At 27.1% G+C, this 24,149-nt stretch carries 28 protein-coding genes; 2 read left to right on the top strand and 26 right to left on the bottom strand.

Features of this window, described 5'->3' with window-relative positions; genetic code table 11:
- Positions 1-20: 20 nt before the first annotated feature.
- The 15 genes from recO to H612_RS09740 form a co-directional block, all read right to left on the bottom strand.
- Positions 21-749 carry a DNA repair protein RecO gene (recO, locus tag H612_RS0105115; RefSeq protein ID WP_245570454.1) on the bottom strand — a complete coding sequence of 243 codons (729 nt, stop codon included), beginning with the start codon at positions 747-749 and terminating at the stop codon, positions 21-23.
- A complete protein-coding gene (gene era, locus H612_RS0105110; protein WP_027130461.1) occupies positions 736-1,644 on the bottom strand; it encodes a GTPase Era in 909 nt (302 codons plus the stop codon). Before era ends, recO begins: the two co-directional genes overlap by 14 nt.
- 2 nt (positions 1,645-1,646) lie before the next feature.
- Positions 1,647-2,120: an rRNA maturation RNase YbeY gene (gene ybeY, locus H612_RS0105105; protein WP_027130460.1), complete on the bottom strand. Its 474-nt coding sequence runs from the start codon at positions 2,118-2,120 to the stop codon at positions 1,647-1,649.
- Between the two features lie 107 nt (positions 2,121-2,227).
- On the bottom strand, positions 2,228-2,704 hold the full coding sequence (gene trmL, locus H612_RS0105100; RefSeq protein ID WP_027130459.1) for a tRNA (uridine(34)/cytosine(34)/5-carboxymethylaminomethyluridine(34)-2'-O)-methyltransferase TrmL: 477 nt from the start codon (positions 2,702-2,704) through the stop codon (positions 2,228-2,230).
- Positions 2,705-2,707: 3 nt separating this feature from the next.
- Positions 2,708-4,060, bottom strand: coding sequence for a signal recognition particle protein (ffh, locus tag H612_RS0105095; protein ID WP_027130458.1), 1,353 nt, complete (start codon positions 4,058-4,060; stop codon positions 2,708-2,710).
- Between the two features lie 11 nt (positions 4,061-4,071).
- Positions 4,072-4,395 (bottom strand): YlxM family DNA-binding protein, encoded by a 324-nt coding sequence (ylxM, locus tag H612_RS0105090; protein ID WP_027130457.1) that lies wholly within the window; start codon positions 4,393-4,395, stop codon positions 4,072-4,074.
- Between the two features lie 295 nt (positions 4,396-4,690).
- Entirely contained in the window at positions 4,691-6,742 is a 2,052-nt protein-coding gene (locus tag H612_RS0105085) for a heavy metal translocating P-type ATPase (protein ID WP_027130456.1), read from the bottom strand.
- Position 6,743: 1 nt separating this feature from the next.
- Positions 6,744-7,025: a DUF6110 family protein gene (locus H612_RS0105080; RefSeq protein WP_027130455.1), complete on the bottom strand. Its 282-nt coding sequence runs from the start codon at positions 7,023-7,025 to the stop codon at positions 6,744-6,746.
- A gap of 112 nt (positions 7,026-7,137) precedes the next feature.
- Positions 7,138-9,492, bottom strand: coding sequence for a replication restart helicase PriA (priA, locus tag H612_RS0105075; RefSeq protein ID WP_027130454.1), 2,355 nt, complete (start codon positions 9,490-9,492; stop codon positions 7,138-7,140).
- Between the two features lie 116 nt (positions 9,493-9,608).
- Positions 9,609-10,784, bottom strand: coding sequence for a bifunctional phosphopantothenoylcysteine decarboxylase/phosphopantothenate--cysteine ligase CoaBC (gene coaBC / locus H612_RS0105070; protein ID WP_027130453.1), 1,176 nt, complete (start codon positions 10,782-10,784; stop codon positions 9,609-9,611).
- Positions 10,785-10,836: 52 nt separating this feature from the next.
- Positions 10,837-11,160 carry a DivIVA domain-containing protein gene (locus H612_RS0105065; RefSeq protein WP_027130452.1) on the bottom strand — a complete coding sequence of 108 codons (324 nt, stop codon included), beginning with the start codon at positions 11,158-11,160 and terminating at the stop codon, positions 10,837-10,839.
- Between the two features lie 12 nt (positions 11,161-11,172).
- A complete protein-coding gene (locus H612_RS0105060) occupies positions 11,173-11,922 on the bottom strand; it encodes an RsmE family RNA methyltransferase (protein ID WP_027130451.1) in 750 nt (249 codons plus the stop codon).
- 285 nt (positions 11,923-12,207) lie between these two features.
- Positions 12,208-12,645 carry a hypothetical protein gene (locus H612_RS09745; RefSeq protein WP_084167248.1) on the bottom strand — a complete coding sequence of 146 codons (438 nt, stop codon included), beginning with the start codon at positions 12,643-12,645 and terminating at the stop codon, positions 12,208-12,210.
- Between the two features lie 140 nt (positions 12,646-12,785).
- Entirely contained in the window at positions 12,786-12,911 is a 126-nt protein-coding gene (locus H612_RS10385) for a hypothetical protein (RefSeq protein ID WP_281170295.1), read from the bottom strand.
- 1 nt (position 12,912) lies between these two features.
- Complete coding sequence (locus H612_RS09740; protein WP_245570453.1) at positions 12,913-13,107, bottom strand: phage holin family protein; 195 nt, start codon at positions 13,105-13,107, stop codon at positions 12,913-12,915.
- 287 nt (positions 13,108-13,394) lie between these two features.
- Between H612_RS09740 and H612_RS10380 the strand changes: the two genes are divergently transcribed.
- Positions 13,395-13,559 (top strand): transposase, encoded by a 165-nt coding sequence (locus H612_RS10380; RefSeq protein WP_425402102.1) that lies wholly within the window; start codon positions 13,395-13,397, stop codon positions 13,557-13,559.
- Positions 13,560-13,840: 281 nt separating this feature from the next.
- Here H612_RS10380 and mltG read toward each other — a convergent pair whose 3' ends face one another.
- The 10 genes from mltG to H612_RS0105005 all read right to left on the bottom strand — a co-directional run bounded on the left by mltG (position 13,841) and on the right by H612_RS0105005 (position 20,315).
- Positions 13,841-14,980 carry an endolytic transglycosylase MltG gene (gene mltG, locus H612_RS0105050; RefSeq protein WP_027130450.1) on the bottom strand — a complete coding sequence of 380 codons (1,140 nt, stop codon included), beginning with the start codon at positions 14,978-14,980 and terminating at the stop codon, positions 13,841-13,843.
- Between the two features lie 3 nt (positions 14,981-14,983).
- Positions 14,984-15,289 (bottom strand): DUF1292 domain-containing protein, encoded by a 306-nt coding sequence (locus tag H612_RS0105045; RefSeq protein ID WP_027130449.1) that lies wholly within the window; start codon positions 15,287-15,289, stop codon positions 14,984-14,986.
- Positions 15,290-15,313: 24 nt separating this feature from the next.
- Complete coding sequence (gene ruvX, locus H612_RS0105040; protein ID WP_027130448.1) at positions 15,314-15,742, bottom strand: Holliday junction resolvase RuvX; 429 nt, start codon at positions 15,740-15,742, stop codon at positions 15,314-15,316.
- Complete coding sequence (locus H612_RS0105035; protein WP_027130447.1) at positions 15,743-15,997, bottom strand: IreB family regulatory phosphoprotein; 255 nt, start codon at positions 15,995-15,997, stop codon at positions 15,743-15,745. It abuts the gene before it with no gap.
- A gap of 13 nt (positions 15,998-16,010) precedes the next feature.
- Positions 16,011-16,850, bottom strand: coding sequence for a DegV family protein (locus H612_RS0105030; protein WP_027130446.1), 840 nt, complete (start codon positions 16,848-16,850; stop codon positions 16,011-16,013).
- A 4-nt stretch (positions 16,851-16,854) separates the two neighbouring features.
- Positions 16,855-17,346 carry a dihydrofolate reductase gene (locus H612_RS0105025; RefSeq protein WP_027130445.1) on the bottom strand — a complete coding sequence of 164 codons (492 nt, stop codon included), beginning with the start codon at positions 17,344-17,346 and terminating at the stop codon, positions 16,855-16,857.
- Positions 17,347-17,357: 11 nt separating this feature from the next.
- Complete coding sequence (locus tag H612_RS0105020; RefSeq protein ID WP_084167245.1) at positions 17,358-18,290, bottom strand: thymidylate synthase; 933 nt, start codon at positions 18,288-18,290, stop codon at positions 17,358-17,360.
- A 12-nt stretch (positions 18,291-18,302) separates the two neighbouring features.
- Positions 18,303-18,692, bottom strand: a complete 390-nt coding sequence (gene mntR, locus H612_RS0105015) for a transcriptional regulator MntR (RefSeq protein ID WP_027130443.1) — start codon at positions 18,690-18,692, stop codon at positions 18,303-18,305.
- A 12-nt stretch (positions 18,693-18,704) separates the two neighbouring features.
- The gene (locus H612_RS0105010) at positions 18,705-19,481 is read right to left on the bottom strand and encodes a Nif3-like dinuclear metal center hexameric protein (protein WP_027130442.1); all 777 of its coding nucleotides are present in this window, start codon (positions 19,479-19,481) and stop codon (positions 18,705-18,707) included.
- Positions 19,482-19,757: 276 nt separating this feature from the next.
- Positions 19,758-20,315, bottom strand: coding sequence for a hypothetical protein (locus tag H612_RS0105005; protein ID WP_027130441.1), 558 nt, complete (start codon positions 20,313-20,315; stop codon positions 19,758-19,760).
- Between the two features lie 320 nt (positions 20,316-20,635).
- On the opposite strand from H612_RS0105005, the gene recD2 reads away from it, so the two are divergent.
- A complete protein-coding gene (recD2, locus tag H612_RS0105000) occupies positions 20,636-22,963 on the top strand; it encodes an SF1B family DNA helicase RecD2 (RefSeq protein WP_027130440.1) in 2,328 nt (775 codons plus the stop codon).
- Between the two features lie 427 nt (positions 22,964-23,390).
- On the opposite strand, the gene H612_RS0104995 is transcribed toward recD2, so the two are convergent.
- Complete coding sequence (locus tag H612_RS0104995; RefSeq protein WP_051210145.1) at positions 23,391-24,149, bottom strand: membrane lipoprotein lipid attachment site-containing protein; 759 nt, start codon at positions 24,147-24,149, stop codon at positions 23,391-23,393.

Genomic DNA, 24,149 nt, shown 5'->3' with positions numbered 1-24,149 from the left:
TTATATACATCCTTTCCATATTACAAAGAATTCAATATTTCTTCTAGTTCTATTATTTTTTTATATGATTTAGTTTCTATTCCAACATATTCTTTAAATAATGTATTAAGAAAAGCAAATAGCTTTAGTAATTCACTGTTTTCTATATCTAAATGTTCTAAAAAGTCTATACTTTTTATACTCAAATAATAAATTACTTTTATAAGTTTATCTTCTAAATTGTACATACTAGAGTCAATGTTAAATTTATCAACAAAACTATTTTTTATAAAACTATATCCTACATATCCATAATTTGTTTTTTGGTATTTAAATATAAAACCTTGCTCTTTAATAAGTTGAATTAAAAAATAAACACTAACCAATTTTTCAGAAACACCAATTTCTATATTATTCAAACAGTATTTTAGTAATTTATACAAATTTAAATTACTTTCTTCCGTATAATTTATATATTCTATTATATTCAAAGCATAACTATTTTTTAATACATCATAAATTATATTACTGTATGAATTCTCAATCTCTAGGTTAATTATTTTATTCATTCCACTAGTTGAAAAAAAGTTTATACTTACCTCATATAAAATACTAACTTTATCTTTTTTCTTACTCTTATTTACGTTTTCATAAAAAAAACTTTCAATATTTCCGTGTTCTGTTAAAACGTGAAGTATTTCATGGTAATCTCTATATTTTATTTTTTTTATGATTATGCCTTTTATAAAACTTTGCCTAGTCAAAAACATCATCCCTATACCCTAAATCTTTTATAAGATTTGGTTTAGAACGCCAATTATCAATAACTTTTACCCACAATTCAAGGAAAATTTTTTCTCCAAGTAGAGTTTCTATATCTTTTCTTGCTCTACTTCCAATTTCTTTAATCATTTTCCCTTGTTTACCAATGATCATTCCTTTTTGTGATTTTCTTTCAACAACGATAGTAGCAATAATATTTTTCTTTTTTCCTTCTTCTTTTTCTATTTTATCAATAACTACTGCAATAGAATGTGGTATTTCTTGTTCTGTTAATTGAAGAACTTTTTCACGGATAAATTCCGAAATAACAAAATATTCGGGCGAATCAGTAATTACATCATCAGGATACATTTTTATACTTGGAATCAAATATTTTTTAGTTGTGTTTAGTAAATTGTCAACATTAATAGATTTCAAAGCAGATATAGGGACTATTTCTACAAAATCATATAGATCTTTATAAAATTCTATAATTTCTATTAATTTTTCAGGATTTATTAAATCAATTTTATTTATCAATAAAAATGTAGGTACCTTTAATTCTTTGACGATATTTATCAAATGTTGATCACCAGGTCCAAATTTTTCGTTAGCATTAATTATAAGGTATACTATCTCTGATTCTTGAATGGCACTGTTTGCCAATTTCATCATATAATCTCCTAATCTATGCTTTGGTTTATGTATCCCTGGAGTATCAATAAATACTATTTGAGAATCTCCATCGGTGTAAACTCCGTTAATAATGTTTCTTGTTGTTTGTGGCTTATCAGACATTATAGCAATTTTTTGTTTTAATATGTCATTTAATAATGTTGATTTCCCTGCATTGGGACGCCCTATGATAGTGATGAATCCTGTTTTTATTTGTTCATTAAACATAATTATCTCCTTAATCCGAATTTTTCAAGAATAGCTTCTTGTTTTCCAAACATTTCTTTTTCATCTTTATCATTCATATGATCATAACCTAAAAGGTGCAAAAAGCCATGTACTGCTAAAAAACCTATTTCTCTATCAAAACTATGATTATATTCTTGAGCTTGTTCATGTGCAATATCTACACAAATTATAATATCACCAAGAGAATTAAATTCATCTTCCAAACCTATAATATTTATTTCATCTTCTACTTCATCATTTAATGCAAATGAAATAACATCTGTTGGAATATCTTTTCCTCTGTAATCACGATTAATTTCTTGAATTTCTTCTTTACTTACAAACGATAATGACATTTCGGTAATGTTTGTATCAATATTTTCATATTTTGCTGCACATTCAAGTAATTCGATAAGCATATTCTTTGTATTATCATCTACTAGATTATTATCATCAATAATATCAACAAAAGTCATAAATTTCTCCTTATATACTTTTTATTAAATAAACATCATACAATGTTTAGTAGTGGTATAAAAAATTTTAAGCTATCTTTTTCTTAAAATTTTTTACCCACTACTCACTAATTTAATGTCTTGAAATTTTGTTGCCTTAATGCTTCGTATATTATTAAAGCCGCTGTATTAGAAAGATTTAATGAACGAACATTTTCACTCATTGGAATTCTTAATGTCTGTTCTGAAAAACGTTCTCTAAATTCTTTAGGCAGTCCTTTAGTTTCTCTTCCAAAAATAAAATAAATATCTTCATTATTGGAATTAGAAAAATCAAAATCACAATAGTTCTTTGTGCCAAATTTAGTTATAAGATAATAATTTTTACTATTCGTTGCTTCCAAAAATTCATCAAAACTATCCCACACAACCAAATTCAACTTACCCCAATAATCTAAGCCTGCCCTTTTAACATGCTTATCATCAATAGAAAAACCTAATGGTCTGATTAAATGAAGTTTTGTATTAGTACCTACACAAGTTCGTGCAATATTACCAGTATTAGCTGGAATTTCTGGTTGATATAAAACAATATTATTCATTATACACTAAAACGGAAGTTTGCCACCAAACATTCTTCCAAGACCCTTTCTTTTAGATTTATCGTTCATCATTCCACCAAATTGTTTCATCATCTTACGCATTTCCTCAAATTGCTTTATAAGTTTATGGACTTCGCTTATAGGTCGTCCACTTCCTTGTGCAATACGTTTTCTACGTGGAACACTTATTATATCTGGATTTTGTCTTTCTTCAATAGTCATTGATTTTATAATAGCCTCAATATAGACAAATTGTTTTTCATCAACAGCATCTAAATTCATATTCTTAAGTTTACCCATACCAGGGATCATACCTAATATATCTTTAAGACTTCCAAGTTTTTTCACTTGTTCTAATTGAGATAGAAAATCTTCAAAAGTAAAACTTTGATTTAAAATTTTATCTTGCATTTTTTTAGCTTCATCTTCATCAATGTTCGCCTGTGCTTTTTCGATAAGAGTAAGTACATCCCCCATACCTAAAATACGGGAAGCCATACGTTCTGGATGAAATAATTCTAAATCATTCATTTTTTCACCCATACCTACTAATTTAATTGGTTTTCCTGTAATTGATTTTATTGATAATGCAGCACCACCACGAGTATCACCATCTAATTTTGTTAATACTATCCCTGTAATATCTAACTGTTCATCAAATGAAGTCGCAATATTTACAGCTTCTTGTCCAATCATAGAATCAACAACTAAAAGAATTTCATCAGGAGATACTGTCGTTTTAATATTTTTTAATTCATCCATCAATATTTCATCAATATGAAGTCTACCAGCTGTATCAATTATTACATAATTATAATAGTTTTCTTTAGCGAATGCTAAACCTTTTTTAACTATATCTACAGGATCTTTATCAACATAAAATACTTCAATATCAAGTTGCTTACCTAAGGTTCTAAGTTGTTGAACTGCCGCAGGACGATAAACATCGGCAGCAATAAGAAGTGGTTTTTTCTTCATCGTTTTTTTAGCTTTCAAAGCAAGTTTACCTGCAGTTGTGGTTTTTCCGGCACCTTGAAGTCCGACCATCATAACAGTTGTGATCTTCCCGCCTTGATTAAGTTCTACATTAGAGCCTCCAAGCAATTCAATCAATTCTTCATTTACAATTTTTACTATTTGTTGAGCAGGTGTTAATGATTTCATAACTTCTGTTCCAACAGCACGTTCGCTTATTTTTTTTACAAATTCCTTAACTACTTTAAAATTAACATCAGCTTCTAAAAGTGCAAGACGTACTTCTCGCATCATTTCTTTCACATCAGATTCAGAAACTTTTCCTTTACCAGTTAATTTGGCTATAGTATTTTGTAATCTTTCCGATAAATTTTCAAATGCCATACAACACTCTCCTAATTTTCTAATTTTATTAACTGATCAACGTATTCTAATACTTCATTATTATCAGTTATTTTTTTTATTTCATTCAACAAAAATAATCTTTCGTTATTTAATTTTACTAATTCCAATTTTTCTTCAAATTGCTCAAGCTCTAAAATAGTTCGTTTAATATTATTTGAAACAGCTTGTTTTGATATATTATAATTCTCCGAAATTTCTGTTAGTGATAAATCGTTAAAAAAATAATCATTCAAATATTGTTTTTGCTTGTCGCTCAAAAGATCAGAGTAAAAATCATAGAGTTGTGAAATTTTTATAATTTGTTCGATTTCCACAATTATCCTCCAGTTAAAAAAATATAAATCTACATCCTTATATTATACGATAAAATCGTAATTTTTTCAAACTTGATAGTGATTTTAAATGCTATAATATACTAATTATAATTATTTTACAAACATAAATAAAGAAACATAATTTCCTTAAAATTAAAATTGTATAAAAAAGTGGTTCTTTATCAAACACAAAGTTATGAATTTTTCATAACTTGTCCCCGATAAAGAACCGAAATATAAAATATATTCCTTGTTTTATTTTAACGTATTTGAAAATATTTCAATTAATATTTTGTTATATTCTAAAATTTCTTAGAACTATTCCAAATGTTGTTAAATTATGAAAGACAGCTAATAGATTAGAAGAAACCACATTAGTCAGTCCAAACATAATCAAAGAACTATTAATAAATATTGTTTGATGAACATTATTTTTCATTTGATTTCTTAAATTTTTGGAAATCTCATCTAACATTAATAATGATTTTAAATTATCAGCCTTTAGTACTATATCGCTTATCTGTTTTGACAAATCAGCACTTTCATTCATAACGATACTGATATCACTTTCAGACAATGCTGCAGAATCATTTAGTCCATCTCCTATCATTAGTACTTTCTTACCTTGTTCTTTTTCTTTTTTGATGTACTCAAATTTCGTTACAGGTGTCATACTAGTATTTACTTCATCAAAAGTAATATTATTCAAGATTTTTTGTGTTCTAAACTTATTATCTCCTGTTAGTAAAACTACTTTTTTCCCTAGATTTCTAAGTTTTTTAACAACATACGCTGCTTCTTCTCTGAGAGGAATATCTACACAAAATATAGAAATCAATTTCTCTTTATATCCTAAAAATAATAAATTATAATATTCTTGTTTTTCCTCAATAATTTTTTGTTGACTATCCGTTATAATTATATTTTCTTCTTTTAATAGTTGCAAACTACCGATAACAACTTTTTCACCATCTATATGAGATATAATTCCCTTTGAAGCTATATGATACAACTCAGTATGCATCTCTTCGTGTTCTATTCCATCTTCTTCTGCCTTATTAACAACAGCATTAGCAATAGGATGATAAATATGTTCTTCCAAACATGCACCTATTTTTATAACTTCTTCATAATTATATTCATAAAAAGGAATTACTTCTTTAATATATGGTTGAGACACTGTTATTGTCCCTGTCTTGTCAAAAACAAAAGTATCTATTTCCGCATACTTGTCTAAAGTTGCAGAGTTTTTTACAACAATTTTTTTATCAATAAGATTTTTAATTGTAGTTAAATACGCAACTGGTGTAGATAATTTTAATGCACAAGAATAATCTACCAGTAGAAATGATATCGCTTTACTAAAAGATCTAGTTAGAAGATAAGTAAGTCCCATCGCAATAAAATTATATTTTACTATTCTATCCGCTAATTGTATATACTTGTAGTGATAAGTATTCTCTTTTTTTTCAGATTCTTTTATAAGCTGAATGAGTTGATGAATTCTTCCATTTATTTGTGGATTTTCTACTCTTACATATAATTCACCATGAACAACAATAGTATTAGAATAAACTTTATCATTTATATTTTTACTTATAGGGAATGACTCGCCAGTAAGTGAGCTTTCATCGATACTTCCTATCCCACCAACCACTATTCCATCAAATAAAATTTCATTCCCTTCAGAGAATAAAGCTACATCGCCTTCTTTTATTTCGAAACTTTTTATTTTTTTCTTTATTCCATTATCGAGAATCCATACATCTTTATCTTCAGAAATTAAACTTTTTTCTAAATCAGTAATTGATTTCTTTTCAGACCAGTTATTAAGTTCTTCTCCTAATTCCAAAATAAACATTATAGAACTTGCAGTACTTCTTTGTCCAGTTAACAGTGACACCAAAACTGCTGCAGAATCTAGTGATTCCATCGTTAATTTTCTCTCAAGCAATAGTTTAGTTGTAGATTTAAAATAACCAAATGCCTTCCACCATGTCCAAACAGCTTTTATTGGAAGCGGTAAAATCAATTCAGAAATAGCTCTCCAAAATACTGCATTTGATATTATAGTATATGGACTATCTTCTTTTTTTAAAGTAGGATTTTCATAACATGTTTTTATATCAGAAACATTAATTTTAGTAAGAAAATCTTTTATACATTCTATACTCTTAGAATTGAAAAATATATTAAAAGTGAATTCATCCTGATAGAATTCTATCTTTTTTATTTCCTTTATCTTTTCTACTTGTTTTTTAAAATAAGATCTTACATCTGGAGTTATACGAATAGTAGTTCTTATTCGTGCACGCTTACTTGATAAATGCACTATTTTAAAATACATTCTATTTTTCTCCTATTGATAATAAATTACTTTCTTGCTTCTCTTTCTCGTACAAGTCTTTAGCATCAGCAACTACATCATCAGTATGTTGTTTTATACTAGAAATAGTACTATCTACCTCATCTTTAACTTTATAAATTTTTGATAATGCTAGTGAATAACCTTTTTTAGCATCTTTGCTTGCAAGTAATTTTAATCCAATTGTCCCAAAAGCAACACCGCCTGCAAAAACTCCTGGAGTTTTTAATGCAGATTTCGCTATTTTTAATATTTTAATTGACATAAATTTGTCCTCCTTTTATTGTTGTACTTACAGTATTTATTATAACATTTTTAAAATTGTATGTAAATTTCTAATTAAGCTAATAATTCTTATCTATGTATTAATTATGTAATCACATGTAATCCAGTGCAGAATTATCAATTGTTATGATTATCTTTTCCGTGACATAACTTTCAGCAAAATAATTATTTATATATTTTAATAAAGGATGTAATTTTCTATATTCATTCTCTTGGAATTTTATAGCTATATTAAATTTATATTCATTGTTTATTTTATAAAATAAACTTCTATTTGGTCCTAAAACATTCAAAGTACTATATTTCTCTTTTAGAAAATTATAAATGGCTTTTGATACATATTCTACTTTTTCTTCATCATATCCTTTTATTGTTATAAAAGAAATTTTACAGAATGGAGGATAATCGATTAATTTTCTTCTTTTTAACTCATAATCGTAAAAATCAGAATAACTATGTCGTATTGCATAATCCATTATATTACTTGAAATATTAGTTTGAAAAACTACTTCTCCTTTTTTTTCACTTCTTCCTGCACGTCCAGCAGTTTGCACTAGTAATTGAAATAATTTTTCATTAGCTTTAAAACTAGGTATAGAAATCAAGCCATCTATTGATAATACACCTACTAAAGTTATATTCGGAAAATCTAATCCTTTAGAAATCATTTGTGTCCCTAACAACAAATCTGATTTATAATTTTTGAAGTCAGTTAAAAGTTGTTCGTATGCTCCCTTTTTACTAGTAGTATCAGAATCCATTCTTGTAATTCTAATTTCTGGAATTTTTTCATGTAAATATTCCTCAACTCTCTGTATTCCATAATTTCCTGATACAAGCTCAGGTTTTTCGCAACATTTTTTAACACTTGCAATTTTTTTATGAAAACCACAAAAATGACATCGTAGTGAATTATCATGTTTATGATAGTTTAAACTAATATCGCAATTTTCACACTTGTAAAGATATCCACATGAAAAACAACGAATAAAATTCGTATATCCCCTCTTATTCATAAGTAACAATATTTGTTCCTTCTTAGCTAATTTTTCTTTTATTTTATTTAAAAGCTGCTCAGCTATTACATCTTCTTTATTATAATTATGTGTAACTTCAATTTTTGGTAAATTATTATTAAAACGATGTGTAAGTGTTAATAGATTTTCTTTATTGTTTTTTTCAAAATAGTAGTATAAATCTACATCAGGTGTTGCACTTGCGTATATAACAGTACATTTATTGTATACAGCACGCTTTCTTGCGATATCTTTTGCATCGTACCTAGGTGTTTCAGTTTGTTTATAACTATTTTCATGTTCTTCATCAATAATTATTAAACCTAAATTTTCAAAAGGTGCAAAAATAGCAGATCTAGTTCCCAAACAAATTTTAACCTTACCATCTTTTATTTTTTTCCATTCCACATATTTTTCTTTAATAGATAACCTAGAATGAATAATTGCAATATTATTTCCAAAGATATTTCTAAATTTTTTTTCTATTTGTGGTGTTAAAATAATTTCTGGAACAAGAACAATCGCTTCTTTTCCAGAATTTATTGTCTCTTCAACCAATTTCAAATAAATTTCTGTCTTGCCAGAACCTGTAACTCCATGTAACAAATATTCATTAAAAATATTTTTATTCAAATTAAAAGAGATTTTATCAAAAATTTTCTTTTGATAAATGCTTAATAAATTTCTATTTTCATGAATCTTGATATCTATTAACGTATTTACTTCCTCTTCAATTATTTTTATTATTTTTTTATCAATTAAACGTTTTATTACACCATCCCCTATTGAAAGCAAATCTTTAACCTTAAATTTTTGTATTTTCTTATTAGAAATCAAATAATCAACTAAAATTTTTTGTTTTGTTGTTAATTTTTTATTCTCATAATCTCCCAGTATCAAAAACTGTTCTGTTTCTTTATTGCTAATTTCTTTAACTTTACTAATTAATCTAATAGCCTTTAACGATATCAAGTATCCTATCTGTTCTTGGGTCAAATTTTTTTCTAATTTTTTCTTTTCAATAAAGTTATTCTTAAAATATTTTTCATAATCAAGAAGTAAAGTTTTATTTGAGTCAAGAAGCTCATAAAATTCTACATATTTATTTTTTAAAATTGTCGGTACTAAAGCTTCAATAACTTGGATTCTTGTACAAAATAATTCGTCAGCCATTACCTTTGATAAAAGTAGCATTTCTTTTGTCAAAATTGGAAAATTATCCTTTAATCTTTTAATATATCTAAAATTATTTAAGTCGCCATCAAAGTGTTCAAAAATATCTATAATATATCCTTGTACTATACGAGTTCCGAAAGGAACTTCTACACGATAACCAACTATATTTTCTCCAGCAAATTCATCAGGAATTAGATAATAAAAACTTTTATTTACACTATAAGAATTTACATCCACTATAACTTCTGCAAACATAAAATATTCCTCCTTTCTTTTCTTATCATCAAATGAAGTATAATTATAAAAATTTATCTTGTCAAATTTATTATTAAACACTGACTAGCAAAATGCTACCCAGTGTTTATTCTTTTTTACTTGACAACTGTTTTTATTATTTCTAACGCTATGTTTTCTTTATTAGTTTTGTCAATTTTTTTAATATTATTTTTCTTATCTATTATATATACTTCGTTATCATCCGAGCCAAAGCCTATATCATTTTTCGAAATATCATTGGCTACGATATAATCTAAATTTTTCTTTACTATTTTTTCTTTTGCATAATCTAAAATATTATCGGTTTCTGCGGCAAAACCAACTACAATTTGATTATCTTTTTTATTTTCACCAATATATTTTAATATATCTTTTGTTCTAGTAAATTCTACAGATAAATTTTCATCTTGCTTTTTCACTTTTTTATCATAAACATAAACTGGTGTATAGTCAGACACAGCCGCAGCTTTTATAATTATATCACAATCCTCAAAGTTATTTTTTACAGCTTCAAACATATCCCTTGTACTTACTATTTTTATAACTTTAATATTTGGGTACTTCACCTCAATATCAATGCCAGTGATTAATATTACCTCTGCTCCCTTTTTAGCGAATTGATTAGCTATCGCAACCCCCATCTTTCCACTTGATGGATTTGTAATACATCTAAACGGATCAATAAATTCTTTAGTAGGGCCTGCTGTAACTAAAACCTTTTTCTCTATTAATTCTTTATTGTTTATCCCAAAAACACTTTCCGTTATTTTTAAAATACTTGGAAATTTTCCACGTCCAATATCTCCGCACGCTAAAAGACCTGAATCAGGTTCTACAAAATTAAAACCCAGTTTTTCTAACTTGGTTATATTTTCTTGAGTTATAGGATTTTCATACATATTGGTATTCATAGCTGGTACAATAAATACTTTGGTAAAATCTGGTACTGCGAGCATTAATGAAGTAGCAAGATCATCTGCAATACCATTTGCAATTTTAGAAATAATATTAGCTGTAGCAGGAGCAATAATTATCTTATCAGCCCACTTTCCTAAATCAATGTGTTGAATTTCATTTTTATCTATTTCATCAAAAGTATCTGTATAAACTTTATTTTTTGTCAAAGTTTGAAAGGGTAGTTCTGTTACAAATTTTCTAGCATTATCTGTTAGAATAACCTTAACACTATGTCCTTGTTTTACAAGATTACTAGATAAATCTATAGCCTTATAGGCAGCAATTCCACCAGATACAATTTGCAATATGTTCATCTTCTTCCTCCATTTTTTATTGTATGTATATAATAGCAATTTTAAAACCAAACTAGTAAATATCGCTGTCTTTATTCCCAGGACCAAAGACAGCAAGCTCTAACTTAGATAATCTTTTTAATATATCAAGATTAGTTACTTGAACAGGTTTTTCTTCCTTAACTGTATTCTTCAAAGCATCAATTTTAATTTTCAAATTCTGATTCTCTATTTCCAACTCTTTTATTCGAGTTAAAAGTTTATCAATTTTCATGTAATCTTCGATTATCAAATCTAAATAATCATTCACATCATCTTCACTATACCCTTTAGCCCTACTCTTTTTAAATTCTTTTTCATAAATATTTTTTGCTGTTAAATTAAGTTCTACACTCATGCTATAACTCCTTTACTTAAATTCTGAAAAATAGGCCACACAACTAATAAAATAAAGCGGTGCAGTTTCTGCTCTCAAAATTCTCTTACCCAATCCTACCACATTAAATTCAGATTTAGTTAAAATATCTATTTCTTTTTCAGATAAACCACCCTCACTTCCAAAAATAGCGATAACAGATTTGTTATCTAAATCACTAGTTAACAGATTTTTTAAATTAATATTTTCTTCGTTTATAGATTCTTTTTCATAAGCTACGACTTTATAATCATGTAATTTTGAATAATTCAATAATTCACTTAAATTATCCACGTATGCAATATCGGGAATAAGATTCCTTTTCGACTGTTCAGCAGCTTCTTTTATAATTTTACGCCAACGCTTTAGTTTTGATTCTATCTTATCGTTTTTAATTTTTGCTATATTTCTTTCAGAATTAAATAAAACTATACTACTAACTCCTAATTCTGTTAATTTTTGAATCAAATATTCTATTTTGTCATTTTTCAAAGGTGGGATTGCTATAGTAATTTTTGTAGTTAATTCATTAGTACCTAGCACCTTCTTATATGGTTTTACTACTACTGCCTCAATATTATTATCAACAATACTGCAAATATATTTTATTTCATCTCGAAAAACTACATAAACCATATCATCATTTTTCTTTCTCATTATTTTTACAATATGATTACTATCGCTTTTAGAAAGCACATATGTTGAATTACTATTAAATTTTTCATCTAAAAAATACTGTTGCATAATTTCTCCTAAATTATTTTTTTACTCATATACAATTTTACTCTATTATTGCTTTTAAAGCAACAAAGAGTTGATTAAAAGAAAAAATATAACTTCTTTATCAAGGATTCTGATAAAAATATATCTACTAATTCAATCCTCTTTGGTTAACATTTCTTAATGAAGTTATCACTTATCTATTCTTTACATTTTTTCCTAATGCAAATCTTTATTTTATTTCTCTAAAATTATTGTATGCAATCAAAATTAAAAAGATTACATCAAAAAAGATATAACCTTTCCTTTTTATCCTAACAACTCATTTACTTTTTGTTGAATCGTGTTGTAGTCATATCCTGCATTTGTTAATCTGTTGACTCTGTCTTGACCATTACCCCAAACTCCTGCGATAACTTCTCTCGCAACATCTTCATCTAATGAGTTACTCCCTGGATATGAACTTGCTGTTACTGGCTCGGAGCTACTCGCATTTCCTAACATTTCATCAACCGTTGATCCTAAAGTCGCAAAGTAGTTCATGCGTTCTACAAAGTAACTTTTTACGCTATCAGTAGGCCCTCCGTGAAGTGCCATACTACGATGTGGACAACTAGTCGAACTGAATTCGTGATGTAAGCGAACTATGTTTTTATTAATAGGCAGTCCGTAAAAAATCAAGTCTTCTGTTTCTTGTCTTAATGCCATATCTTCGTTTTCTAAAAAATCTGCGTCTGATACTTTCATACTCTCACAAACTTCATATCCAATCGAGTGAGTGTTGCTCCACCACTCCCCTGTGTGTGATAACCGATGTTGTATGTATCAATTACTCTTGCTATACAGTTTCGATTACAGTAGTAATGTGCAATCCCTAACGCTTTATCTCAATATCTTAACCAAGATACATACTGATTTGAAGTCACACTTCCTGCATCGTTATGTATTACAACGAAGTCTGTACTCGCAAGTTGTCCTGCATTCATTAATGTTTCGTTTATTTTTTCTATCATCTTATTTGTCCTCCTTGTTTAATTGTTGTAAGATGTTTTGTAATTTTTCTGGAATAGGTAGTCCTAGTTTTGCTGTGTTTTCTAAAATAGAAATTCCCTCATTTGATAGATAAAAGAAGATTATAGCTGCTCTAAGTACCCCTACGTGACCAAGTATATAAACATCAAGAATGTTTTCCCCAATTAAATAAAACAAGAATAAAATTAATGAATAAGTATAAAGTCAAAGTGGCTCTATATGTACACTTTTAAAAAATAATTGGAAGTTAGTTTTAGAAGATAGGGATAAAGTAAGTCATGATAAGTTTTTCTATAATAAAAGTTTAAAAAGGTTTATTACTAAAAAAGATTTGTTAGAGTAACTGAACTTGAAAAATTCGATACTACGGGATTGTCTAGTGGTGTCGCTAAGGCTGTTAAAACTATGAAAAAACATAAGGTATATATGCTTAATAGTGTTAGATTGTATTTTCTAATGGGACTTTGGAGGGTTTTAATAATAAGATTAAATTGCTTAAACGTATTTCTTATGGTTACTCTAGCTTTTATCATTTTAGATTGCGTATTTTAGTTATGTCGAGATTGTTTATCAACGATAGTAAAAATAAGAATATTAAGAAAAAAGAAAAATGTGCTAAGCGACTTTGAGTCGTCTAACACATTTCTTGGAAATTTTCCCCTATCCCTCTCGTTTGGCAAAGAGCCGTTTTTGTAAGTTCCCACTCTTAATTCATACTTTGAAGTACTAATTCTCTATTTCTAGAATACCACTTCTCGTTTTAATTCCAAACTTAAGAAATACTGATGTTGTCAATATTTTAGAAAATTATATTTTCTACTTTCTTCAATATATAATTTCTAGATAAAAAGCAAAAAGTCTACTCATAGTATCAAAAAGTTAAAGTGCTTCTCAATATATAATTACTTTTTTAATTTCCTGGTTTTGAAGGAACATATCCTTCTATATGCTCTTTTGCCAATGCTTCATGTTCTTCATAAGTTTTTGAGAAATATGCCTTCCCGTCTTTCGTTGCATGTAAGAAATATAAATAATCTGTGTTTTCAGCATTATTTAAAGCCTCATAAGACGACATTCCCGCTGATGAAATTGGACCAGGTGGTAAACCTTTCACCACATAAGTATTGTATGGCGATTGCAATGTTAATTCTTTTTGTGTTGGTGCCCCTGTTAATTTATCAGCTGCATAATTCGCTGACGGATCTGTCTGCAATCTCATACCCTGTGCAAGTCTATTTAAAAATACACTCGCAATAATTTTATTTTCATCCGCTTTAGTAGATTCTTTTTCTAATATACTAGCCATTGTAATGTAGTCATGAATAGAAATCTGAGTCTGTTTCCCGTTAATAGTCCATAATTTATTATTTTTTTTATACATAGGTACTACTTTTTCATTAGTTGCACGAACCATTTTAGTAATTAAAGTTTCCGCAGTTTCATTATCATCAAGATTATATATAGCTGGATACAAATATCCCTCAAGTGCATACTTAATATCTCTTCCATAAATTTCTTCTGTTATCAACTCTGGAAATTGATTTTGAAGTTTTTTAATAAATTCACCGTCATTCACTTTTTCTAAAAATTCTTCACTATTAATTTTATTACTTTTTTGAAGATTTTGTGCTATTTTTAAAATACTATCTCCTTCTATCACAGTAAGAGTATTACCAGATTTAGCATTTTCTTTATTACTAAGTTCATCCATAATTTGCGAAACACTCATACTAGGTTTAAGATTGAAAGTTCCTACGTAAAATGATGAACCCGTTCTTAAGCGTGAATATAATTTAAAAACCAACTCATTTCTAATTAAACCTTTACTTTTTAACTCTTCTGCAATTTTTTGGCTTCCATAATTTTCTTTTACTTCTACTTTAACATCATCATTATCACTCTTATCAACAGGCGTTATCATATAATAAAAAAATGATAGTACAGAAATTGCCACGGCTACTAGAATTGTTAAAAATATAGGCAATATAGGTGTTTTCTTTTTATTTTTCTCTCGTAGTTCATTTCTACGTCTTACTTTATCTTCTCTCATTTTTTACTCACTTTCATCATAATAGAAAGTATCTAATACTTCAGAAATCATATCATACTCTTCATCAGTCTCTACTGGTTCAAACCTCATATTTTCCTCATCTTCATTTATACATATCATCGGAAAAATACTAATTTCATCTTCATCAATAGTTGCTTCTTCTGCAAAAATATAGTAAAGATTTCCATTTGTAGGATTCGTAAATTCCAAAATTTTACGATATTCTTTTTCTTCACCTTCTAGTGTACTTAGCGTATACACTTCCTCTGTATTATCAATACTGATATTTTTTATATCTTTCTCTTGCATTACTATATCCTCCACATAAATTATTTAATTAAATTTGTCTAAATATGTTTGCAGTATTAAAACCGCCGCCATTTTATCAATGACATCTTTTCTTTTTTTTCTAGAAACATTGGCTTCTAATAATACTCTATTAGCTCCCATTGTTGTCAATCTTTCATCTTGTAAAATTATCTCTACATTTTTTATTTTATTTTTTAATACATCTACAAAATATAAAGTAGCCTCTCCTCTAAAACCAACACTGTTATCCATATTTTTAGGTAAACCTACAACAATAGTTCCTACATCATATTCTTTAACCAATTCTTTAAGATGTTTAATTTTAAAATCTTTAATTTGTTCATTAATATTTATAGTCTCTATTCCTTGAGCTGTTAATCCTAAAAGATCACTGACAGCAACGCCAATAGTCTTAGAACCATAATCAAGTCCCATTATTCTTTTTTTTAACATTTACGACTCCTGAATAAAAAAATATAATAAATATTCTAATATATCATCCATCTCTATTAATCTAATTTGCTCTCTTGCATGATTATCTCTTGGAATATATATTGGATCACCAGTTTTTATATATCCCATAAGTTGATTTATAGGATCATATCCTTTTAATTTAATTGTTCCAACAACATTTTTTAATATATTGTGAATATCACCTTTATCATAAAAATTACTATCAAACAATCTTGTTTCATCGAAATTTGTCATAATTCACCTCCGACTACGCTAGTTCTACAATTACTCCTACTGCATTTTCCCCTGTATGTGTTGAGATAATTGGAGTTGTTGTAAAAACATCCTCATCTTTAACTTCATAACCAAACTCATCTTTTAATTGTACTCTTACTAATTCTACATACTCATCAGCTAAGGTGTTGGGTAAACTAATACGTTTTATTTTTCGAGCATCCTTTTCTTCATTGATTCTTTTTATTAATGTTTGAACTAATTTTTTCTTACCACGGACCTTATCAATAGCAACAAGCTCGGTTTTTTTCAACTGAGTTAGGACTTTAATATTTAACAAACCACCTATAAGTGCAGCTGACTTACTAAGTCTTCCACCTTTTACCAAATTATCTAAATTATCAATAGTAACATAAGTTAAAATATTGTCAGCTTCTTTTCTCAAATTTTCTGCTACATCACTTACCAAAATTCCTCGTTCTAATTGTTTAATACAAGATTCCAATAAATAAACCATCCCTCTTGTAGTAGTTCTAGTATCTACCACATAAATGTTTTCAAATTCAGAACTTGCTGATAATGCAGTGTTATATGTTCCACTCAATGCTGATGAAATGGTCAAAACTATAAGTTTGTACCCCTGTGCACTCCATTTTTCAAAAACTTCTAAAAATTTTCCAATAGAAGGTTGACTTGTTGAAAAATCTTTAGCTGTTCTCATTTTTACTATATATTCATCATTAGCAATGGTTTTATAATTATAATCCACACCATCTATATTAATAGTCAGTGGTACTACTTCTACATCAAATTTATCAATTTCATCAAAAGTTAAATCACTAGATGAATCAATAATAATTTTTACCTTTTCCATTTACCTATTCCTCTCTTTTTCTTTTATAGTGTAAAAATGTATAATCATATTGATTGTTTTCATCTTTTTTAAATCTCTGTTTTTCTATAAGTACCCACTCTTCTTCAGAAAAATCAGGAAATTTTGTATCAGCTTCTACAATAGTATCAACTTCGGTTATAAACATTTCATCACATTTATCAAAATATTTACTATAGACAGCTCCTCCACCAAAAATAAAAACTTTTGAAGTTGCAGTATTTTCTAAGATTTTATCATCCGTATAAATTTCAATATTTTCATAACTTTTCAGTCGTTCAGGATTTCTAGTTAATACCCTATTTATTCTATTTGGTAGTGCTCTTCCTATGCTTTCAAGAGTTTTTCTTCCCATAATAATAGTTTGTCCTGTAGTAAGTTCCTTTACTCTTAACATATCATTTTTTAATCGCCAAGGAATCGTGTTTTCATTACCTATAGATTTTTTTTTATCATAAGCTACTATTAACGATAACATATTTTTCACCTCTAAACCGCAATTGGTGCTTTTATAAATGGATGCGATTCATAATTAATAAGTTCCACATCCTCTATCCTCAAATCAAAAATACTCTCAAAATCATGTATTCTCAAATTTGGTAATGGATATGGAGTTCTTGATATTTGTTCATTAACTTGATTAAAGTGATTCTTGTAAATATGTGCATCACCTAACGTATGAACAAACTCTCCAACTTCTAAACCACACTCTTTAGCTATTAAGATAGTTAGCAATGAATATGATGCAATATTAAAAGGTACTCCTAAAAATACATCACCACTTCTTTGATAAAGTTGACAACTTAACTTCCCATCATTTACATAGAATTGAAAAAGAGAATGACATGGAGGAAGTGCCATTGTGTCGACTTCAGCAGGATTCCAAGAAGAAACAATTAACCTTCTTGATGATGGATTTTCCTTGATTTGATCAATAACATTTTTTAACTGATCAACACCATTAAAGTTTCTCCACTGCTTGCCATAAACATTTCCTAAATCACCATACTTTTTAGAAAATACTTCATCATTTAATACTTTTTCTTTAAAGATAGCCATCTGTTCTTTGTACTTCTTTCCAAATTCCTCATCAACTAGTACCCTATGCCCAAAATCTGTCATATCAGGTCCAGCATATTCATCACTTTCTATCCATTTTTTAAAAGCCCATTCATTCCAAATATTATTTTTATTTTCTAACAAAAACTTAATATTTGTATCACCTTTAATAAACCATAGCAATTCTGACCACACTAAGTTGAAATTTACTTTTTTAGTTGTTAGAAGCGGAAAACCTTTTTGCAAATCAAATTTCATTTGATAACCAAAAATACTTTTTGTCCCCACTCCTGTTCTATCATCCTTTTCTATTCCTTTATCAAGAATAGTTTTACATAAATCTAAATATTGTCTATCAGCCACATTAATTCTCCATTACGCTTTATAATTATTCTTTTTTAAATATTTTGTTAATTCTTTTATTTTCTCTAGTGAATTTCTTCCAAAATGATGTTCTATACCTTCTACTTCTTCATAGATTTTTTCCTCTTGAACACCTATTATACGAAGAAAATCTTCCAAAAGTTCATGACGAGTTAATGCGTACTCTCCCATCTCATGTCCTTGCTTTGTTAAGGCTATACCTCTATATTTTTCATAAATTATATAACCTTCTACATCAAGTTTTTTTAACATTTTTGTTACTGTCGATGGGTATACTGCAAGACGCTCTGCAATATCTGCCGATCTCGCATATCCTTTATTTTTTATTAAAGAGTATATTACCTCTATATAATCTTCCATAGTTGGAGTTGCTTTTGACATTTACTTACCTCCTTATAAAATTTTAAATGGTGATTTTTCAACATTTGACTTTTTCACTTCTACATCTAACTCAGCGATATACTCATCTAGCAAGTCTTTTACCAAATGTTCCGAAAAATGTCCAATATCTATCATATTTTTTTTAAGTTCTATTGCATCAAGGGCTACATGATAGCCAACATCTCCTGTTAAATATATATCAACCTCAGGCATTGAATACATAAAATCTGCTCCACTACCTCCCAAAATTGCTACAGTCTTTATTTGTTTATCATTTCCTATTACTGCAGAAACAGTCTCCAGAGAAAACTTTTCCTTTAAATATTGAATAAACTCATCTAAAGTTTTATTATTCTTAAAATCTCCTATTCTTCCTAATCCAGATCTATTATCAAATTCATGTTCAAAAAGAACTCGGATATTTTCTAATTCTAATTTCTTAGCAAGAAAATCATTTAAACCATATTCTGCAGAATCCAAATTTGTATGAAACGATATTACAGAAATATCATTTCGTATTAAATCTTTGATAATATTAGATTTGAAATCATCTGTAAAATTTAGAGTTTTAAGCGGTTTAAATATTAATGGATGATGAGATACAATCAAATCAATATCATTATTAATTGCCTCTTTAACAACATCACTCGTTACATCAAGAGAAATTAAAACTTTTGATACATTCTTATTATAATCTCCCAACATTAAACCTACATTATCCCATTTCTCAGCTAACCTCACATCTGCCAATTTATTTAAATGATCAAATATATTCTTTACAGTGGTCACAAATCCAACCTCCTTTTTTCTATCATACTATTATATCATTTTATAAAAAAATTTGCTACAATAGAACTTATTTGTAATAAAAATAACATAATTAAAAAATAGCAGAATATTACATCAACATATAAAAATTTTAAAATTTAATGATTGTATTTAATTTTTAAGTTGATTACAGGTTAACATTATTATTTAAAATTGATATGATATTTGATTAAAAGTTTTGATTAGCAAACAATTTATCACTGCATATGCTATGAATATTAAAAGTTTCAGCATCAATTACTTCTTTTTTCTTAAAAATAGCAAAACCACTAAGATACAAATAACAACACCCAATATTGCCGGTTTCAAAATTGATAATCCACTATTACCACTAAATACTACACTATGTATAACCTTTAGAATTGCTCCAACTATAATAACATTAATTAGTAATTTCCATTTTCTTTTCCAAGTAGCGTAAATTAAAAATACAAAAAACATTATTACTGCTGCAATAACAAAAATTTTACCTACTTCCCAACCATTTGTTAAGTAATTTTTTTCAAAATTTAAAAAACTTATAACACTAGCATTCACTTTATCAGGTATAGGAAACCAAAACATGCTGGTAAACAAAGAAAATATTGAAATAGATATAGTTGAAAAAGATTTTTTATACGCTCCAATTACTATAGGTATAACGAATAATGGTCTGATATACCAACTTAGAACATTATGATGTCTCGCAAATGCCCACTCAAAAAAATTTTTACTAGCAAAAAAATAAAAAATAATAAAAAATGTTGCTATAGCGAATAATATCGCTATTGTTGCATCATATCTTTTCTTATTCATATTATTTCACCTCCTTATATTAAATTTATATATATATTTAATAGTACATACAACACTTAATACATATTTTGTCAATATAAATATAAATCACGCACTATATATTTTAAAACATTCTAATTTAATAAAAATATTCTAAATAACTAATTCTACATTAAAGTTCGTTTTTATTTTATTTGACTCATATTTATATTATATTACTATCATTCTAATTATCAAGAATTTGCTCTATAAATTGTTGCTTTGTGCTCTCACTCTCTAGACTTTTATTCTATTATATATTATTATTATATTATTAATTTGTTTATTAGGAGTTGAACAGTATGCAAACAGTTGAAGGATATTTAAATAAAATAATTTTTCATAATAAAGAAAATAATTACTATATACTTTCTATTTTTCTTAATGATACTTATGATTTTATCGAAGGAGATTATCTTAGCGTTGTTGGAACTTTTGATGATATAGATTTTGTTGAAGAAGAACTATACTCTTTTAAAGGTGAAATCGTACAACATAGAAAGTATGGAACACAACTTTCTGCCATAATGGTTGAACCCATTATTGAAAAGGATAAAGAAGCTATAATCTCATATCTTTCTAGTTCCATCTTTCAAGGTATTGGTAGGAAAACTGCTGAACTTATCGTTGAACATTTAGGGGTTGAAGCTCTTGACAAAATATATGAAGATAAAGATTCTTTATATAGCATCAAGGAAATTCCCACCCAAAGAAAAAATACTATTTACTCCACCATTTTAGCCAATAAACAAACTCAGGATATTATTCTAAAATTAAATGAATACAATTTAAGTAACAACCTAATATTAAAAATTTACAACTTCTATAAACATAATACAATTCGTACTATTACAGAAAATCCTTATTCTTTAATTAAAGATATAAAAGGAATAAACTTTAAAACTGTAGATAAGATTGCTGAACATAACAAAATACCAGCAAACGATAGAGAAAGAATTTTATATGGATTTATTTATACAATAAACACTTTTTGTTTTTCTACTGGAAATACTTATATAAAAAAAAATAGTTTGCTCTACAATACTTTTAACATCCTATATTCCTCACGAAATGAAGCAGTTGATAAAAATGATATTCTTAATGCTTTAACTTATTGTTTGGATATGGGAAAACTTATTGAACTAGAAGATAAGATTTTTCTTCCTGAAATATATTATTCAGAATACGCAATTTATAATGATATAGAAAAAAGATTAGAAACTAAAAATTCTATTGATATTAGTGATGAACTTCTAGAAAAGTATATTAAAGAAATTGAAGATGAATTAGAAATTGAATACGATATTGTACAAATAGCTGCGATAAAAAATTCTATTTTAAATAATTTCTCAATATTAACTGGTGGTCCTGGGACTGGTAAAACTACAATTATTTTAGCAGTAATAAAAATTTTCCAAAAAATAAAAAACTACAGTTTAAATGATTTATTAGATGAAAATAAAAATATTCTTACACTTTGTGCACCTACTGGAAAGGCTGCAAAAAGAATGTTCGAAAGTACAGGTTTTTACGCTTCTACAATTCACAAAGCTATAGGATGGACTAATGAGGATGAGAATATGGAAGAATTCGTCAGTGATAAGAGTATAAAATCAGAATTAGTTATTATTGATGAAGCAAGTATGATTGATGTTTTTTTAATGTATAATCTACTTAAAATTATTAATTCACAAGCTAAAATAATTTTAGTTGGTGATAATGATCAACTTCCATCCATTTCTCCTGGAAATGTTCTAAATGATTTGATAAATTCAAAAAAAATTTCTACTGTAAAATTAAATAAAATTTTTAGGCAAAGTGAAAATTCAAGTATTATAAATATATCTCATTCTATTAAAAATAATATTCCATTTGACATACTTGAAAATTTTGATGACAAAGAATTTTTAATGGCAAATAAAAATGAAATTTTGGATGTAATTACCACAACTTATAGCAACCTTCTAGAACACACTGGAAAAGAAAAAATTCAAATTCTTGCCCCTATTTATAAGGGAAATTCAGGAATTAATGAAATTAATAAAACTATCCAAAATTTATTCAATCAAAATGAATTTTTTGTAGAATATGGCGAATTAGTTTACAAAATCGAAGATAGAGTTATGCAATTAGTTAATCGACCAGAGGATAATATTTTTAATGGTGATATTGGCTATATTTATGATATTTTTAAAGAATCTGGAAAACTTAAAGTAGTGATTGATTACGATGATAATTTTGTTACTTATGAAAAACAAGAATTAAATCAAATTACTCTTGCTTATGCTTGTTCTATTCATAAAGCTCAAGGATCGGAGTTTGATAATGTTATTGTACCATTTATTGACTCTTATAATTTCATGTTAAATAAAAATCTAACTTATACTGCGATAACCCGTGCTAAGAAAAAACTAATACTCTGTGGCAACCCAAATGTTTTTTATAAATCAATTGAGCCTTCCAACGTTGTGACAAGACAAACTGCATTAGAGTGGTTCTTTGTACATAATTCAAATGACAGTAACTCAAATGTAACTCTTAGTGAAGAATACTTTCTAACTTATCAAAATATAAATCTAATTGATCCAATGATTGGGATGGAGGATATAAAACCGGAAGATTTTCTTTAATCATTATAAAAAAAGGGTTTTGATATGAAAATATAATCATCTTTTTCCTATTTCATAAACCAATTAAATTAAAACAAAGTGTTTGATCCAAAAAAATCGAAACTTATTAATTTTTAATCAAAACAGTGAATATATTCTTATTAATTATTGTACAGTACACTTAATTCACTTTATTTAGAAAAAATAAAATTTATTTTAAAACTTTCGTTATGAAATTATATAAGTTTCTTTTTTTCTTTTAAAACCATTAGTATAAATTACTGAGTGGCGATTCAATAAAATCATAATTTTTTTAAATAAGATTTTTTTGAATCGCCACTTTTATTATTAAACAATTTTATCAAAACTCAAAAAAAAACTTCCAACAACTAGTAGTAAATTTGAAACAATAATAAGTTTCAAATATTCATAATTGTTGGAAGTTTTTTTACATTTTTTCTAATTCTCTTGCTATTCTATCTATTTCATTGATATTCAAAAACCCTCTAGCTATAAAAGTTCCACTGTTGGAATTAATTGAATTATTTACAGCAGAAATTACCAAATTAGTAAATGTCTCTACCCTAGTTACTTTGCTAGTTAACTCTGTAATATTTTCATACTCTGTATTTTCTTTTGTTAATGTCTTTAAAGAAGCAATTTCTGTATTAATTTTTTCTTTTATTTCATTGAACTTAGCAACCTTATCACCTAAGTTTCGTGATTTATTAAGATCTGTCTCAATAGTACCTGCAAGTTCATCAAAAGTAATTAAATCTTTTGAAAAAGTTGAAATTTTTTCTTTTACATAAGAACTAGAATACTTTGTTTGGACAATGTTATAATTTTTATTATTTACATCATTCGTATTAAAAGACACAGTATTCTTGTTTTTAGACACAACTTCTATATCAAAATTTTTATTATCAAATTCTTTTGAACTAATATTATCCGATAAAACTTCTTTTCCAGAAAAATTATTTAATTTCAAAGTTTTTAAAATTTTATCAAAATCTTCTTTACTAATTAATTCTTCAGTAGAATAAATAAGTAGCCTATTTTTTTCCGGATTAAATTCTGTTTTCTCTAGCTGATTAATACTTACTGAATTAGTCAAATTTTGTAATTGATCTTGTGAAAAAGTTCCCTTATTACTACAACCTTGTAAAATAAACAAAGCCGTTATTAAAACTATTAATCTTTTCAT

This window comes from Gemella cuniculi DSM 15828 (genome assembly GCF_000425665.1).
Classification (GTDB): domain Bacteria; phylum Bacillota; class Bacilli; order Staphylococcales; family Gemellaceae; genus Gemella; species Gemella cuniculi.
This window is presented reverse-complemented; position numbering and strand designations above follow the sequence as displayed.